The sequence below is a fragment of the Ectothiorhodospira magna genome (assembly GCF_900110965.1).
Lineage (GTDB): Bacteria > Pseudomonadota > Gammaproteobacteria > Ectothiorhodospirales > Ectothiorhodospiraceae > Ectothiorhodospira > Ectothiorhodospira magna.
Map to the genome: position 1 here is coordinate 1 of NZ_FOFO01000050.1, position 2,083 is coordinate 2,083.

The following is a 2,083-nucleotide window of genomic DNA, read 5'->3' on the forward strand; positions in this document are numbered from 1 at the left end:
CCCTGCCCTTGGCTATCTCCTCCTGGACGAGGGGGCAATCGTCAACGACCCGGCCTGGTCGGAGCCGGCACGCAATGTGGTCGCGGCCCTCTTCCGGCTGGAGAACAACCGTGATGAGCAGGAGATGCTCAATGTCCTGGGCAAGCTGGTCGACTGGCTCAAGGCACCCGAGCAAACGGGCCTGCGCCGTGCCTTCGTGATCTGGATACGGCGCGTGTTGCTCCCCCATCGGGCACCCGGCATGGAGTTGCCCGAACTGAACGATTTACAGGAACTGCACGAGGTACACACCATGTTGGCTGAACGCATCAAGAAATGGCCCGAACGCTGGCGCCAGGAGGGGCTTGAGCAAGGACTGGAACAAGGGCGTGAGCAAGGTACCCGCCGCATGCTGGCCCGCCAGATGGTCAAAAAGTACGGCGCGATCCCCACATGGGCGCAGACCCGGCTCGACCAGGCCGGTCCCGAGCAACTGGAAACCTGGGCGGATGCCATCCTGGAGTCAGAGACGCTGGAGGCCTTGCTGAGCGAGGCGCCCAGGCACTGAGTGCCATCGTACCCTTGTACGGGATCGTGATCGGACCGCATCCGTCCGGCATAATCTCCACAGCAATGACCGGTGTTTCTTTCTTGCAGGTGGCTGCTCCCCGCCCTAAGCGCTGACGCGCCACGGGCGAGGCTTCCCACTTCTCAGGCAGCAGCCGGCGATGTGCCGGGCTTACGCAAGCCTCCATGGGCAGAGACGGACAGCCCTTCCGCCTTCAACTTCACTATGCCTTGATGCTTGATGTTCAGCGCCGCGTTGATATCCCGGTCATGCTGTGTGTGGCAGGCCGGGCACGCCCACGACCGGACGTTCAACGGCATGGCGTCCCTCTTGTGCTGGCAGACATGGCAGGTCCTGGAGCTGGCAAACCACGGGTCGATCCTGACCAGATGCTTGCCCTGCTCTTTGGCCTTGTAGTCCAGCTTGGTGGTCAAGGCATACCAGGACGCATCGCCGATGTGCTGGGCGAGTCTGGCGTTTTTCATCATGTTGCCGACCTTCAGCGTCTCGACGATCACCGCTTGGTTGTCGTCAACGATCTGTCGAGAGAGCTTGTGCTGGAAGTCGTGGCGGGCATTGGCGACCCGCTCGTGGGCCTTGGCGACGAGTAACCGTGCCTTGGCCCGATTGGCGCTGCCTTTCTGGCAGCGGGAGAGGGCCGAATTCGCACCCGCCTCAAACTGACCCAAAAGGCAGCTGCCGAGGTATTCGGAGGCGGTGTGAACGCCTTTAGTCGGTATGAGCGTGGTGAAGTCGATCCACCACGATCCGTGGTGAAGTTTCTGCGAGTGCTGGATCGCCATCCAGAATTGCTGGAAGAGGTAAAGCGGGCCTGAAGCCGTTGAGTAGATCATGAAGCCCTCTGAAGCCTTGAACTCGAATCGTTCCGCGATCCGGCATGTGGTCGAGTCTCACCGCGCCTGCAATGCTCGGGTGTTTGGATCTGCCCTGCGCGGCCAAGACACGGATGGCAGCGACCTGGATATCCTGATTGATCCGACGCCTGATACGACCCTGCTCGACATCGGCGCAATCCGCCACGAACTCGGCAAGCTGCTCGGTGTTCCTGTGGACGTTTTGACCCCCAATGCCTTGCCCGACAACTTCCGGGCCAAGGTGCTCGCGGAGGCACGCTCCGTATGACCCGCGACCAGCGTGGTCGCCGCCCTCTTCCGCCTGGAGAACAACTGTGACGAGCAGGGGATGCTCATTGTCCTGGGCAAGCAGGTCGACTGGCTCAAGGCACCCGAGCAGATGGGCCTGCGCCGGGCCTTCGTGGTATGGATAAGGCGCGTGTTGCTCCCCTACCAGAAGACAGGATCGTTGAGCGCCGGGATACAGCGCGGCGGCCCCTTGAAAGGCACCATCTGCTCCGAATTTCATACTCGAAAGTGCTCATTCGGTGATTCGCTCTCCGTTGATAGCGCCCGGGTTTGACCAAGCGAGCAACTGGAGTCCTGGTTGAGCAGTCCCAACCGGAGGCGCTCAGTCCGTTCCAGCAAGATCGCCTTGACCCGCTTGAACGGAGTGAACCGC

Annotated in this window: 5 protein-coding genes; 4 read left to right on the forward strand and 1 reads right to left on the reverse strand. The window is 61.5% G+C overall.

What is annotated here, in order from left to right; genetic code table 11:
• A partial coding sequence (locus BMX62_RS12425; protein ID WP_143339818.1) for a DUF4351 domain-containing protein occupies positions 1 to 547 on the forward strand: 547 nt, incomplete at its 5' end.
• A gap of 143 nt (positions 548 to 690) precedes the next feature.
• Here BMX62_RS12425 and BMX62_RS12430 read toward each other — a convergent pair.
• A complete protein-coding gene (locus BMX62_RS12430; RefSeq protein WP_238375994.1) occupies positions 691 to 1,236 on the reverse strand; it encodes an RNA-guided endonuclease InsQ/TnpB family protein in 546 nt (181 codons plus the stop codon).
• A 30-nt stretch (positions 1,237 to 1,266) separates the two neighbouring features.
• On the opposite strand from BMX62_RS12430, the gene BMX62_RS12435 reads away from it, so the two are divergent.
• Genes BMX62_RS12435 through BMX62_RS12995 form a run of 3 tightly spaced genes read left to right on the forward strand, consistent with a single transcriptional unit; the run spans position 1,267 to position 1,984 of the window.
• Positions 1,267 to 1,383 carry a type II toxin-antitoxin system MqsA family antitoxin gene (locus BMX62_RS12435; RefSeq protein WP_274377175.1) on the forward strand — a complete coding sequence of 39 codons (117 nt, stop codon included), beginning with the start codon at positions 1,267 to 1,269 and terminating at the stop codon, positions 1,381 to 1,383.
• A gap of 16 nt (positions 1,384 to 1,399) precedes the next feature.
• Positions 1,400 to 1,690, forward strand: a complete 291-nt coding sequence (locus BMX62_RS12440) for a nucleotidyltransferase family protein (protein ID WP_090209608.1) — start codon at positions 1,400 to 1,402, stop codon at positions 1,688 to 1,690.
• Positions 1,691 to 1,702: 12 nt separating this feature from the next.
• Complete coding sequence (locus tag BMX62_RS12995; RefSeq protein WP_202906278.1) at positions 1,703 to 1,984, forward strand: hypothetical protein; 282 nt, start codon at positions 1,703 to 1,705, stop codon at positions 1,982 to 1,984.
• Positions 1,985 to 2,083 lie beyond the last annotated feature (99 nt).